This window comes from Candidatus Accumulibacter propinquus (assembly GCF_056856495.1).
This window is the reverse complement of the sequence record NZ_JBSEHC010000004.1, coordinates 39,736-53,221: the sequence shown is the minus strand read 5'-3', so window position 1 is coordinate 53,221 and position 13,486 is coordinate 39,736. Positions and strand designations below refer to the sequence as shown.

8 protein-coding genes are annotated in these 13,486 nt (G+C 62.7%); 3 read left to right on the top strand and 5 right to left on the bottom strand.

The features are described 5' to 3' along the window. Positions 1-4 precede the first annotated feature (4 nt). The 4 genes from AC15MQ_RS16375 to AC15MQ_RS16360 all read right to left on the bottom strand — a co-directional run bounded on the left by AC15MQ_RS16375 (position 5) and on the right by AC15MQ_RS16360 (position 8,547). Positions 5-1,759 (bottom strand): PAS domain S-box protein, encoded by a 1,755-nt coding sequence (locus tag AC15MQ_RS16375; RefSeq protein WP_287668349.1) that lies wholly within the window; start codon positions 1,757-1,759, stop codon positions 5-7. Next, positions 1,756-3,546, bottom strand: coding sequence for an ATP-binding protein (locus AC15MQ_RS16370; RefSeq protein ID WP_483080691.1), 1,791 nt, complete (start codon positions 3,544-3,546; stop codon positions 1,756-1,758). The genes AC15MQ_RS16375 and AC15MQ_RS16370 overlap by 4 nt, the downstream gene beginning before the upstream one ends. After that, positions 3,543-7,211: an ATP-binding protein gene (locus tag AC15MQ_RS16365; protein WP_483080690.1), complete on the bottom strand. Its 3,669-nt coding sequence runs from the start codon at positions 7,209-7,211 to the stop codon at positions 3,543-3,545. Before AC15MQ_RS16365 ends, AC15MQ_RS16370 begins: the two co-directional genes overlap by 4 nt. 478 nt (positions 7,212-7,689) lie before the next feature. Next, complete coding sequence (locus AC15MQ_RS16360; protein WP_483080689.1) at positions 7,690-8,547, bottom strand: diguanylate cyclase domain-containing protein; 858 nt, start codon at positions 8,545-8,547, stop codon at positions 7,690-7,692. Here AC15MQ_RS16360 and AC15MQ_RS16355 point away from each other — a divergent pair. The 3 genes from AC15MQ_RS16355 (at position 8,442) to AC15MQ_RS16345 (ending at position 11,898) form a co-directional block, all read left to right on the top strand. Continuing rightward, the gene (locus AC15MQ_RS16355; protein WP_483080828.1) at positions 8,442-8,906 is read left to right on the top strand and encodes a DUF5372 family protein; all 465 of its coding nucleotides are present in this window, start codon (positions 8,442-8,444) and stop codon (positions 8,904-8,906) included. The genes AC15MQ_RS16360 and AC15MQ_RS16355 overlap by 106 nt on opposite strands. Positions 8,907-9,130: 224 nt before the next feature. Further along, the gene (locus tag AC15MQ_RS16350; RefSeq protein WP_483080688.1) at positions 9,131-9,541 is read left to right on the top strand and encodes a helix-turn-helix domain-containing protein; all 411 of its coding nucleotides are present in this window, start codon (positions 9,131-9,133) and stop codon (positions 9,539-9,541) included. Between the two features lie 278 nt (positions 9,542-9,819). After that, on the top strand, positions 9,820-11,898 hold the full coding sequence (locus AC15MQ_RS16345) for a recombinase family protein (RefSeq protein WP_483080687.1): 2,079 nt from the start codon (positions 9,820-9,822) through the stop codon (positions 11,896-11,898). On the opposite strand, the gene AC15MQ_RS16340 is transcribed toward AC15MQ_RS16345, so the two are convergent. Then, a complete protein-coding gene (locus AC15MQ_RS16340) occupies positions 11,857-13,455 on the bottom strand; it encodes a PAS domain-containing protein (RefSeq protein ID WP_483080686.1) in 1,599 nt (532 codons plus the stop codon). The genes AC15MQ_RS16345 and AC15MQ_RS16340 overlap by 42 nt on opposite strands. Between the last annotated feature and the right edge of the window lie 31 nt (positions 13,456-13,486).

Below are 13,486 nucleotides of genomic sequence, written 5' to 3'. Positions count from 1 at the left end.
CTGTTCAGTGCGCGCGTGACGGCTCGGCTGCGGCAGCCGGTGTCCCGCTCGGCGGTTCGGCTGCGGATTTGGTGCCTGCCGGCCGGCAATCGGCGGCCCGCCGCAAACGCGCCGTGATCCAGAAGGTACTGCCGACACCCGCTTCGCTGGCCACCCCGACATCGCCACCCATCAACCTGGCCAGGCGCTTGCAGATGATCAGTCCCAGGCCTGTGCCGCCGTATTTGCGGGTCATCGAGTCGTCGCCCTGGCTGAAGGCGTGGAACAGCCGTGCCTGCTCATCGGCGCTCAGGCCGATGCCCTGATCACTGACCTGCACGCGCAGCAACACGCTGTGGCTGTCCTCCTCCAGCGCGTCGGCAGTCACGCGGACCTGTCCGCGCTCCGAGAACTTGATGGCGTTTCCGACCAGGTTGAGCAGCATCTGCTGCAAGCGGAAGACGTCGCCGCGCAGCAGATCGGGCAGCGTCGGCGCCAGCGTACAGGACAGGACCAAGCCTTTCTCGCGGGCTGCCGTCTCCTGCCTGCCGAGCATTTCGTCGAGGGCTTGCGCGAGGCTGAAGTCCTGCTCTTCGAGCACCACTCTGCCCGCTTCGATCCGCGAGATTTCGAGGATGTCGTTGATCACCGCGAGCAGATGCAGTGCCGCGCCCTTGCCTTTCTGGAGCCAATCGAGCAGCTTGGGATCCGTGGCGCGACGCAGCGCCAGATCGGTCATGCCCATGATGCCGTTCAGCGGGGTTCGCAGTTCGTGGCTCATGTTGGCCAGGAAGGCGCTCTTGGCCCGGTTCGCGGCTTCGGCGGCGTCGCGGGCTTGCGCCAGTTCGGCGGTACGCGACAGCACCCGTTCTTCCAGCTCGTCACGATGCCTGGCCAGCGCCTGTTCAGTCCGCCGGCGCTCGGAAATGTCGCGGGCGATCTTCGAGGCGCCGATGATTCGACCTTCGTGGTCCCGGATCGGCGACAACGTGACCGAAACTTCAAGCACGTGACCATCCTTGGCAATCCGCGTGGTTTCATAGTGCTTGATCGATTCGCCACGTCGGATCGCGGAAAGCAGCCTCTCTTCCTCGTCGTGACGCTCCGGGGGAATCACCGTCAGGATCGGTTGCCCGAGGATCTCGGCTGCCGTATAGCCGAAGAGCTTTTCCGCGCCATGGTTCCAACTGGTGATGATGCCGTCCAGGCGCTTGCTGATGATCGCATCTTCCGAAGAGGAGACGACCAATGCCAACAAGCGCCGCTCCTGCTCCAGCCCTTCCTCGGCCGCCTCCTTGGCCTGCCGCAGGGCGTCCTCCACGCCCTGACGCAAGAGCATCTCGCGCTGCAATTGCGCATTGGCCAGCCGGAGGTCGGCGGCCTGCCTTTCCAGCCGCGCACGCGCCAGGCTCAGATTCATCTGGGTACTTACCCGCACCAGCAATTCTTCCTGCTCGAATGGCTTGTTCAGGAAGTCTACAGCGCCGAGCTTGAGCCCCTCGATACGCTGCTCCCTCTCGCTGACCGCGCTGAGAATCATCACCGGGATATCGCGGCTCTCGTCCCGCGCCTTGAGCCGCCGCAAGACTTCAAAACCGTCCATCCCCGGCATGCGCAGGTCGAGCAGGATGAGTTGCGGCCCCTTCAGCGCCACCGCAGCAAGCGCCAGTTCCCCGCTGTTCGCCGGCAACACCTGATAGCCGGCCGCACTCAGGGTATCGGTCAGCAACTTCAGCGACGCCAGCGTATCCTCGACGACGAGGACGGTGCCTTGGTTCACGCTTCGCTCTCCATTCCGGTATCCGGGGTCGCTGCCGCATTCAGCGCCTGCAGGATCGCCGAGTAGTTGAACTGGCCGGCAAGCCGGAAAAGCAACCCTCCCAATTGCGGGCTCCCGACGGCAACACGCTCGATGACCGCGGCAATCCGCTCGGATTCAAGGGAGAGTATCGCCTCACGAAGGTCTGCACGCAAGGCCTCGGGCAGGCTCGCCACGGCTTCGGGTCGCAGGATTGCGGACGCTTCTTCCGGCCCCCCCTGCACCGACGCTTCCTCCCGGATGAAAATCACCCCCAGGTAGCGACGCAAGCAATCGTAGATCTCCTCGCGGCGGAAGGGCTTGCGGATCAGGTCGTTCATGCCGGCCGTCCTGACATTGTCGATCTCCTCGGCAAAGACGGAGGCGGTGATCGCGACGATCTTGACAGACTGCCCACCGTCCAGCGTTCGGATGCGCCGTGTCGCCTCCAGGCCGTCCATCACCGGCATGCGGATGTCCATCCAGATGAACTGCGGTCGCCAGTTCTCGAACATTTCGATGCCGGCCCTGCCGTTTTCGGCAACGCGCACCTGAAATCCGATCGGCTCGAGCAGTTGCCGCAGCAACTCCCAGTTTTCCACCTGATCCTCGACGATCAGCACGCGGTACTCGGGCTGACCGGGCGCCAGTCCGACAATCCGTCCCGCCGGGACAGGCAACCCAGGCGCGGGAGGATCGGCCGGATCGACGGGGAGTTCGACGCGGAAGGTCGAACCCTTGCCTGGTGTACTCTGCACACCGATCTGCCCCCCCATCAGATCGACGAACCTGCGGGTGATGGCCAGGCCCAGCCCGGTCCCCTTCTGGAGCGTCGAATGGCCCACCTGGGTAAAGGGATCGAACACGCGCTGCTGATCAGCCGCAGCAATGCCGACACCGCTATCTTCGACTTCGATGATCAGCCGCAGGCGACGGGCGGAATCGCCAGGCAGCGCGCGCAAGCGCAAGGTGACGCCACCCTGCTCGGTAAACTTGATGGCGTTGCCGACCAGGTTGATGATCGCCTGGCGCAACTTGGTGACGTCGGCATGAACAAAACGCGGCAGATCCGAAGACTGATCCAGCACCAGTTCCAGGTTCCTGGCCTCCGCCCGCAAGCGCAACAGGTCAGCAACCTCGTGCACCATCTCGCTCAGGTTGAAGGTGGTGTTCTCCACGACCATCCGGCCGGCATCGATCTTGGCCATGTCCAGCACATCGTTGATCAGCGCCAGCAGGTGTTCGCCGCTGCGATTGATGATCTCCAGGTTTTTTCGCTGCTCTCCGGACATGCCCGCATCGCGACGCAAGATTTCGGCAAAGCCCAGAATGGCATTCATCGGCGTGCGCAGCTCATGGCTCATTCTGGCCAGAAATGCGCTCTTCGCCAGATTCGCGGCCTCGGCACGCTCCTTTTCCAGTTTCGCCCGCGCCTTGGCACGGATCATGGCCTCGGCAATCCCGGAGATCATCGTGCAACTCAGCAAGAACGCGCCCATCGCCAGGGTTTCGACATGGGTCATGTAGCCCTGCTGTATCCAGTAGAAGCACAGAAAAGCCGCAGCGCCGGTCGTCGCCAGGCCCACGTAGAGGCCACCATAAAGGGCTGCGAGAACCACCGCGGGATAATAAGTCAGATAGGCCGTGGCTCTCCCCAGATCGGCGAAAACCCAGGCGCGGAGGGCACTCGCAGCACCAATGATCAGCAGCGCCACCAGGTAGGGTTGCCACTGGCAGGCGCGCCATCGGGGAAGCCGGGCAGCAATCATTCGTCCAGGACTCCCTGAATGCTTTCGACCAGACGCGCCAGCTCGGCGATCAGGGCATAACAGCAGGTTTCGACTTCGCCTGACACCATACCCGCGCGTGTCGCCGCCAGCAGGGTGGCCGCCGCCCCGGCCACCGCGACCGCCCCGACATTGCCGGCAGAACCTTTCAGGGTGTGGGCCAATCGTTCGACCGTGCCGAGGTCATTGCACGCCAGCCCTTCGGCGAGGCGCGAGACATCCTCGGCGTGACCGTCAACAAACAGGCCCAGCATCCGCGCATGCCTTGCGGGATTGCCGCGCACCAGTGCCAGACCGCGCTCAGCGTCCAGACCCGGTATGTGCGCCAGTCGCTTCCGCCAGGCAACGGCGTTCATGGCTGGAGCGAGTCCCGGCTCCGGGATCGGATCCTGCAATGGCTTCTGCATCGGATCAGCCGGCGGTACCGGGGAAGATCCCGGTAGCCAATTGAGCAGCGCCGCGTACAGTGCGCCTGGATCGACCGGTTTGACAATGAAGTCATTCATGCCCGCCTGCTGGCAGGCACGCCGATTTTCGTTGAAGGCGTTGGCGGTCATCGCCAGAATCGGCGTCGACTCCCGCCCGGGCAAACGGCGGATGGCGCGGCTCGCTTCCAGACCGTCCATGTTGGGCATCTGCATGTCCATCAGGATCAACTGATAGTCGGTCGCGCGTGCCATGTCTACCGCGGCAAGGCCATCGACAGCACTGTCGGCAGCCAGCCCCACCGCATGCAGGAGTTCGAGTGCGACTTCCCGGTTGATTGCGTTGTCTTCGGCGATGAGCAACAGGGCACCTCCATGCTGCCGGCGCAGCTCGGTCTCGATATTCTCGACGCTGTCGTCGGTGTTGGGAGACCGGCTCGGGTGGCCACGTTGCAGGCGGACGGTGAACCAGAAAGTGCTGCCCACGCCCGGTTCGCTTTGCACACCGGTTTCCCCGCCCATCATTTCTACCAGTCGTCGGGTGATGGCCAGCCCAAGGCCGGTACCACCATACTTGCGGGTGGTCGAGGCGTCGGCCTGCTCAAAGGCAGCGAACAGGCTGGGGATCTTGTCCGGGCTGATGCCAATGCCCGTATCCACCACCTCGAAGCGCATCAGAACCTCTTCGCCGCGCTCCTCGAGCAGGCCGGCACGCAAAGTGATGGCACCACGCTCGGTGAACTTGACGGCGTTGCTGGTGTAGTTGAACAGGGCCTGCCGCAGCCTGGTCGGGTCGCCGCACAGCCTAAGTGGGACGCCGCCCGGGTCGACTTCGACGGCCAGGCCCTTGGCACGGGCTTGATCGCCGATCATCGAGCAAACGTTGTCGATCACCGCCCCCAGAGGGAAGTTGGTCTGTTCCAGTTCGAGTTTGCCGGCCTCGATCTTGGAGATGTCGAGGATGTCGTTGATCACCGACAGGAGGTGATTGGCCGCACTGTCGATCTTGCCCAGTCGTTCGGCCTGATCGGGCCTTGGCTCGCTCCGGCGCAGCAGATGCGTGAGACCGACGATGGCATTCATCGGCGTGCGGATTTCGTGGCTCATGTTGGCCAGGAAACTGCTTTTCGCCAGGTTGGCGGCTTCTGCGGCGGCTTTGGCTGTCGCCAGTTCGGTGGTGCGCGAGGTCACCAATTCCTCGAGATGGTCGCGGTGATCGCGAAGCGCCTCCTCGACATGCAGTCGTTCCAGCTCTCCTGCCGCTCGTACGCTGACCTGTTTCAGAGTGGACTCTGCCAGATGGCGGTTCGCCAGCGGGCTACGCCCGATCACGGCAATCAGTCCAATCGGCTTGCCGGTATGGCTCCACAAGGTGACGCCGATGTAACTTTCCGCGCACAAGTCCTGGAGCACCCGGTCACGCGGGAACAGCTTGCAGACGTTGGCAGGGAAACAGCAAACCTCCTTGCCGGCGACATCACCACAGGGGGTATCCTGCAAGGTATAGGTGACGTTGTCCTCGAACTGTCCGTCACACCAGATGGCCAATGTCCGGGCGCTCAGTCCGTCGCCTTCGAGACGATCGATGCACACGTAGAACATGTCGAGGCGCTCGGCGATGTAACGCGCCAGGACGGCAAAGAACGGCTCCTCGGATGGCGCGCTACTGGCTCTTGCCAGGAATCCCTGTACCTCCTCCGCTCGGTGCAGCGCTTCCTCGGCGAGTTTGCGTTCGGTGATGTTCAGGAACGCCACGACGAATTGATTCGGCCTGTACTGATAGGCCACACAATCGTACCAGCGCCCGTTGGCCTGCAGATACTGCTCGAAGCGTACAGGTTCCCCGGTCCGGGCGACATGGTCAAAGGTTCCGATCCAGTCAAAGGGGTCGTTTTCGATCCCCGGAAAGGCCTGCCTAACGGTCATGCCGCGCGGGTCGACGCCAGTCAACTCCAGGTAGGCCGCATTGGCGTCGAGGAAGCGATAATCAACCGGCTTGCCCGCTGCGTCATGGAGCATTTCATGGTACGCCACGCCGATCGGACCCTGCGCGAAAAGGGCCTGGAACTTCCACTCCATCTCTCGCAATGCCGTTTCGCGCTGCCCCAGGGTGGCCAGCAAGCGGTTGAAGCCGCCGACGAGCTGGCCGATTTCATCCTGGCTGGCGATTGGCAGGTATTGCAGGGGCTGGCCGCCGTTCGACATCGCGGTCAGCCGGTCCATGGCGGCAATGACCGGAGATAGCTGGCGCCTCAACATCCACCAGGTCAGACCAGCCGCCAGCAGGGTCAGGAGGATGGTTGCCAGCAGCATGCGCTGCTGCATCTCGCCAATCGGCGCGAACGCTTCTTCGGTAGGCAATGCAGAAACGATCAGCCAGTTTGCCACAGGAATGCGTCGGGCCGAAGCCAGCACTTCCACTCCCATTGGGTTGACCCCGACCCCAGAACCCTCGTAGCCCGCAATGTAGCGGTCGATCAGCGGGCTGACGCCAGGAGCGGGAAGTGGCTGCATGATGCGGCTCTTGTCGGAACCGGTGATCACCAGCCGGTGCGTGGGGTCTTCGAGCAGGTAGTAGCCCGTCTTGCCGTAGCGGCTTTCGCCAATCCTGTCCAGAAAATTGGGGAGGCCGAGGTTGATCTCCCCGCCCAGCGCACCGATCACCCTGCCCCGCGCATCGCGAATGGGCACGACCATACCGAATTCGGGATTTCCTTTCCTCTTGGCCAGGTGAGGCTTGCCGATCGCCGGTCGGCCCTCGTCCAGCGCGGCGACGACGGCATCACGATCGATGAAATTGACGCCACTCCGCCCTCCAGACAGCGGCACATCGGCAATCACCGTGCCGTCGCGTCGATAAGCGATGATACCGCCGTTGAACAGACTGCCGAGAACAACGTGCTGCTCGAGAAATGTCTGCAAGGCAGCCGGGTTGTCGATCAAGGGCGACGCAATGGCTCTGGCGACAAGGTCCAGCGCATGCAACCGGTCCTGCAACTCGCCGTCGACCTTGGCCGCCACATATGTCACGGTCGACAGCTGCTGCTCACCCAGCAGACGTTCCATATCCTTGCGCAACATCAGGCTGGCGTAGAAAGCGAGCAACCAGATGCTGATCACGAAAATGGCCAACGTGAACAGAGTGACCCGGGTCTTCAGCGATCGCCGCCGAAAGACGCCATGCCCAGGAAGCGAACTGCAAGTGACGTCGGCTTCGTTCATCGGGTTTCCGCTCCTGAGGCCATCAGTCGAGTATCCGAGCACCGATCCGGAGAAGCAGCCGCCTGACCAGCGATCACCAGTGGGTGAAGCGTCAGCTGGCCGCTCCCGAAGGAGGCGGCAATCAGACCAGGACCCCTGCCCGGCTGCGCCAACCCCGGATCATGATAGCGTGCGACTGCGGCTGCAGGACGGATATTTCGTCACGCGGTGTGGGCAACGCCGGCTTCCCGACGGCCGGAAATCAGCGGCGCCTGCGGCGCGGCTTTCGGAGCTGTCCGTCGCATGGGGTTGCTGCCGTTGACCAGGCGGTTGGCCGGTCTCCCCTGGACAGGACCAATGCCGCTTTGCCGGCCGAGCCCGACATTCACCTGGCGGAATCGGCAGTTGCCCGTAGCCGGGTACGCGGTGACAAACGGCTCGTGCTGATTCGCAATCGTCAGTTTCTCGAAAGTCCTGTGTCGCAGATGGCGCTTGTCGATCAGCGCATGCGGGCAACCCCTCGCCTTGTCGCGTCATGAAAGCGAATCTGATTTCGCCCGGCATCCTTGGCTTGATACATGGCCGCATCCGCCCACTTGAGGATGTCGTCCCGATGGCCTTCATGATCCAGAAACAATGCCACGCCGATGCTGACTGTGCAGTGATGCTCAACCGCGCGGGTGGCGTTTCCCTCGGTGGTGATGGTCAGCAGGTAGGGTTCCGACAGCGTGAGACGGATTTTTTCCGCAACCAGATCGGCTTGTGCAGTTGATTCGGCTTCATCCGTATGCAGCCGGCTCAGCATCACCACAAACTCATCGCCGCCGAGGCGCGCCACGGTGTCCGTCTCGCGCACACAGCATTTCAGTCGCAGGGCCGCCTCAATCAACAGCGCATCGCCGGCTTCGTGCCCATAGCGGTCATTCACCGGCTTGAAGTTGTCGAGGTCAAGGAACATCAGCGCCCCATGGCAGCCACTGCGCTTGCTGACAGCCATGGCCTGGCTCAGGCGGTCATTGAGCAGACGGCGGTTTGGCAGATTCGTCAGTCCGTCGAAAAACGCGAACTGTCGCACTTGTTCTTCCATACGCTTGCGCTTGCTGATGTCGCGACAGGTGGCCTGCAGTACCGTATTTCCGTCGAACACCATCGCGTTGAGCCAGACTTCGGCGACGAAGGTCTCGCCGTTGTCGGCGCGCTTGTGGGTCCACTCGAAACCGACGTGCCCCTCGACCATTGCCCTGGCGATGTATTGATTGGCCAATTGCATCGAATCCGTCCCGCAGGGCTGCACCGGCGGCGACAGGTCGGCCGGGTGGTAGGCACAGAACTCCTCCTCCGTCACGCAAGCAAACATTTCCAGTCCAGCCTTCACATGAGCAGCCAACTGCAGATGATGCATTCGATCAGCAACAAGTTTTTCGGGTCACCCACCCGTTTCATCCCCTCTTCGGGCGCGAGTTCGTTCTGATCGAACGGCGCAATGCCTGGGGCGAGGAGCGCGTCTACTTTCACGATGACAGCGGCCGGGTGAGGCGCCTGACAGCCGCCTGGACCAGTGCAGTGGCGCCGGATCCGTTCGCCAGCGTGTCGGCTGGCCGCTCGCACTTCCGGGTCGACGACCTCTTGCACCTGGTGGCGCTGATTGTCCGCCAAAGCGCAGCACAGGGGGCGGCCGGGGCAAGCTCCCGGCAGCGCAAAGTGTCAAGAGAATAATGCCGGCAGTGTTAAGTGAATTCTGCCCCGCTGGGAGAACTTCCGGAGGACTCGATGCCATGACTCCGTTTCCGAAATGGGAAGACCATGACCAATCAGTGCGTTACGGATCCAACTCAAAAACGGGTCTTTGCATCGGCCTTGTTGTGTCATAATTATGCTTACAATGACACCGCCCTCGAAGGCCCGACACCAAACTCCTCGCTCTCGCCGAGAGCGGAACCGTGAATCCGCACGCGCAGGACGTTCAGGATGCCGCCTTTCTCGACAGCGAGTTCTTCGATCCGCGGGACTTGGTACAGGTGCGTTACGAGATGCTCCGTCGTGTACGCACCGAAGGTCAGACCGTTGTCGATGCCGCCAGCAGCTTCGGCGTCTCCCGGCCGACCTTCTACAAGGCCCAGGCAGATTTCGAACGCGCGGGTCTCGCCGGACTGTTGCCGGTCAAGCGAGGGCCGCACGGACCGCACAAGATCACCGACGAGGTCATGGCCTTCATCGAGGCGGCACGTGCCCAGGAAGAAGGACTGGACGCACAGGAGCTGGTGGAGCGGATCGCAGAGCACTTCGGACTGGCCGTCCATCGGCGCACCGTCGACCGCGCGCTGGCACGGAGCAAAAAAAAACGCCGATGAAGCCGACGGTGATGACCAATGGCCAGACCTTGGCCGAGGGTTACGAGTCCTTGCGGCAAGAGACCGCCGAGAGGCCTGGCGGCCGTCACCGCTCGCCCGGGCGTGCACTCTTCCTGTTTCAAAGGGATGGCGGCCTGGATGCGTGGCGTCAGCGAAACGGCCCCGAGTCCGGCCGCCGCCGCTCTGCGCAATGAGTCGAGGTTACCGGCGGGGATGGAACAGCACCTGATCAATCTGGTCGCCAGCATGGCGCTGGCGACGGCACGGGAGAGTAGGCCATGATGGGTGAGCAGCACGCAAAAATACAGGCGCGACACCTGAAGAGAAATGCCTATCTCTACGTGCGGCAGTCGACGTTGCGCCAGGTACTCGAGAACAGCGAGAGTACCAAGCGCCAGTACGATTTGCGCGAGCGGGCACTGGCACTGGGCTGGCGTCTCGATCAAGTCGTCGTCATTGACTCCGATCTCGGCCAGTCCGGGGCGAGTGCGGTGGATCGCGAAGGCTTCCAGCGACTGGTCAGCGAGGTCGGTCTGGGGCGGGCGGGGATCGTCATGGGCCTGGAGGTGTCGCGTCTGGCGCGCAACTCGACGGACTGGCACCGCCTGCTGGAGATCTGCGCTTTGGCGGACACGCTGATCCTCGACGAAGACGGTGTGTACGACCCGGCGCACTTCAATGATCGCTTGCTGCTCGGCCTGAAGGGTACGATGAGCGAGGCGGAACTGCACGTTTTGCAGGCCCGGCTGCGCGGTGGCATCCTCAACAAGGCTCGCCGCGGCGAACTCGAGATTCGGCTGCCGATCGGATTTGATTACGATCCGGCCGGGCGCGTACGGCTGGATCCCGATGTCCGCGTTCAGGAGAGCCTGCGGCAGTTCTTCCGCACCTTCCGGCGTACCGGTTCGGCAACGGCGACGGTCAAGGCCTTTCGTGCCGAAGGGCTGAGCTTCCCGCACCGGATTTACCGCGGACCGCAAACTGGCGAGCTGTTGTGGACTGATCTCGAACACTCGCGCGCGCTCTGGCTTCTGCATCATCCGCGCTATACCGGTGCCTTTTGCTTTGGGCGGACGCGCGTGCGCAAGCAGCCCGATGGTTCTCATCGCCATCAACGGCTGCCATCCGAGGAATGGGTCGCGCTGATTCGTGATGCCCATGCTGGATACATTACTTGGGACGAGTACGAAGAGAACCTCCGGATCCTGCGCGACAATGCGCAGGCACCTGCCACCGGGCGTGATCGGGGCACGCCGCGTGAAGGCCCGGCGTTGCTGCAAGGATTGGCTCTCTGCGCCAAATGTGGTGATCGCATGTCCGTTCGCTATCATGTGAACGGCACACGGCGCGTGCCTGATTATGTTTGTCAGCGCGAGGGGGTCGAGCATGCGCAGCCGATCTGCCAGCAGATTGTCGGAGGCGAACTCGACGCGGCCATTGGCCGCTTGCTGGTGGAGGTCGTGACTCCGATCACCCTGGGGGTGGCGCTGGCGGTGCAGAAAGAACTGGAGAGCCGAAGCGAAGACAGTGATCGCTTGCGCCGTCAAGCCGTCGAGCGGGCGCGCTACGAGTCCGATCTGGCACGCCGCCGTTATATGCGTTGTGATCCCGACAACCGTCTGGTCGCCGATTCGCTGGAAGCGGAATGGAACCAGGCGCTGCGCAACCAGACGGTGGCCCAGGAGCACTACGACAAACAGCGCGAGAGCGAGACCGGGCTCGATGACCAGCAGCGCGCCGCCATCCTGGCACTGGCGAAAGACTTCCCACGCCTGTGGAACGATCCCCATACGGCTGACCGGGAGCGCAAGCGGATGGCCCGGTTGCTGATCGCGGATGTCACCTTGCTCAAAGAGGCCGACATCAGGGCGCAAGTACGCTTCAGCGGTGGTGCGACGCACACGCTGCACCTCCCGCTGCCCAAGCCGGCCTGGATGCTGCGCCAGACGCCAGGCACCGTGGTCGCCGAGATTGACCGACTCCTCGAAGATCACACCGATAGTGAAATCGCGGACTGGCTCAACGACCAAGGCTTGATCTCCGGCGACGGCAAGCCCTTCCACCGCCCGATGGTTCGTCGTATCCGGATCGACTATGCGCTGCCCAGTCGCCACGATCGGCTGCGCGCGCGTGGCTTGCTGACCCTGCATGAAATGGCACAGCGTCTCAACATCTGTCCGGACAGCCTCAAGCGTTGGCGGCGCGCCGGCCTACTCAAGGCCCACAAGTATGACGACAGGGGCGGCTACCTCTTCGAACCGCCTGGTCCTGACACGCCGGTCAAGCATCAACATCAAGGCAAAACCACAGGCAAATCAACCACCCGCGAGGGAAGTTTCCCCGCACATACCGCATGAGGTGCAATATGCAGCACACTCCTTGTTGCACCCACAGAAGCCTTTCTCGGTCAACATCAGCACGGCATCGCTGGTGGAATCGAATAGCATGCGGTACTTGGCTTCCGATCTGGCCAGCGCCTCCTCCGCCAACTTGCGTTCGGTGATGTCGGTGGAAATTCCGCAGAGCGCATAGACGGCGCCCGCCTCATCGCGTAGCGACAGCTTGACGCTCAGGTAGGTCGAGGTGCGCCCATCGCGCAGATTCACGTTGGTCTCTTCGATCTTGATGGCCTGCCCTTGCTCCAGAACCCGGCGATCGTTGGCGCGCAAGCGCGCGGCGCTCTGGGCGTCAAAAAATTTGTCGTCACTCTGACCGACGATCTCCGCCATCGACACGCCGAAGAGTTCGCGCACCGGGCGGTTGGCGAACAGATAGTGTCCGTCGGTATCCTTGAGGTAAATGTACGCATCGACGCTTTCAAGAATGGTGAACAGCTTCCTTTCACTGGCCTTCAGCGCCATCTCCCGTTGCGACAAGGTGCCCAGCAGCCGATTGAGACCGCTGATCAATTCACCGATTTCGTCCTGGTTGGCGATCGGCAGGGGCTGCGGAGGCTGCTCCGAAACCGACAGGCGAGCCAGCGTCACCGCCGCTGCCAGCATCGGCGAAAGCTGACGCCGGAGCATCCACCAGGTCAGTACGCCGGCCAGCAAAGTGAGCATGATCGTAGCCATCAGCATGCGGCGCTGCATGTCACGGATCGGCGCGAAGGCCTCTGCGGTCGGAATGGACGATGAAATGGCCCAATCCACCACCGCGATTCTCTTGACCGAGTTCATCACTTCCACGCCGAATTGATTGGTGTAGACCGCCGAACCTTCATAGCCCTCGACGAAGCGGTCAATGGCCGGCACTATGCCGGGCGCCGAAAACGGCTGCATGATGCGCGCGCGGTTTGTCGCGGTGATGATCAGCCGTTCCTTCCGGGCAACCAGGAAGTAGCCGCCGGTCTTGCCGAACCTGCTCTGGGTCAGATGATCCAGAAAACCGGCGCTCTCGAGGGCAATGACGCCGACCACGGCGCCGATGACCTTCCGCTGTGCATCGTGGATCGGTGCCGCGATGCCGAATACCGGCACGACCGGCTGCTTGCCCATGACTGGCAGACCGATCATGGACTTGCCGTCCTGCAGCGCCGCCGCCACTGCGTCCCGGTCCATGAAATTGAGCCCAACCCGCCCAGTCGACCGCGGCGCTTCTGCAATCGCCGTGCCATCACGCCGCGTAACAAAAATGCCGCCACTGAACAGGCTGCGAAAGACGGGGCGGTTTTCCAGGAACACCTGCACCACGGCGTGGTCACCGAGGACCGCAGGGGTAAGTCTGCTGGCGACCTGCTCAACGGCCTTCAGGCGATCAGTGAGGTGTTCATTGATCGCAGCGGCAAGCAGCGAAACCGTCGAGAATTGCTGTTCCCCCAACTGCCGCTCCATGTCTTCGCGCAACATGCTGCTGGCGTAAAACGCCAGCGACCAGAGACTGATCACGAAGATCGCCAGGGTGAACAGGGTCACTCGGGTCTTCAGCGATCGCCACGCAACGATG

What these genes read in the sequence shown, in the direction of transcription:
- AC15MQ_RS16365 (WP_483080690.1), bottom strand. Translation starts at nt 7,211, where the DNA reads ATGAACGAAGCCGACGTCACTTGCAGTTCGCTTCCTGGGCATGGCGTC.
- AC15MQ_RS16370 (WP_483080691.1), bottom strand. Translation starts at nt 3,546, where the DNA reads ATGATTGCTGCCCGGCTTCCCCGATGGCGCGCCTGCCAGTGGCAACCC.
- AC15MQ_RS16345 (WP_483080687.1), top strand. Translation starts at nt 9,820, where the DNA reads ATGATGGGTGAGCAGCACGCAAAAATACAGGCGCGACACCTGAAGAGA.
- AC15MQ_RS16360 (WP_483080689.1), bottom strand. Translation starts at nt 8,547, where the DNA reads ATGTTTGCTTGCGTGACGGAGGAGGAGTTCTGTGCCTACCACCCGGCC.